The sequence below is a fragment of the Oleiphilus sp. HI0123 genome (assembly GCF_001635315.1).
This window is the reverse complement of the sequence record NZ_LWGE01000133.1, coordinates 1-229: the sequence shown is the minus strand read 5'-3', so window position 1 is coordinate 229 and position 229 is coordinate 1. Positions and strand designations below refer to the sequence as shown.

The 229-nt window shown below is 38.9% G+C and carries 1 protein-coding gene; it reads right to left on the bottom strand.

The genetic code is table 11. The features are described from left to right. The coding region (locus A3761_RS26570) for a hypothetical protein (protein WP_197472713.1) at window positions 1–229 on the bottom strand (229 nt) is incomplete at both ends.

Below are 229 nucleotides of genomic sequence, written 5' to 3'. Positions count from 1 at the left end.
GGTTTTGACCATAGAACCAACCATAACCACCACCAGCGTCTCCTGCAAAGATTGCAATGTGTGATTCAGGTGTTCCACCTTCTGGTTTAAATACAACGATGTCTCCAACTTCCATTGTAGAAACTTCATCAAAATATTTAAGTGTTCCGTTAGAATGACGTTGTTCCCAAATATCACGTACATAACCAGTAACAGTACAGTTAGCATATGGAACACCTAAATATTGACA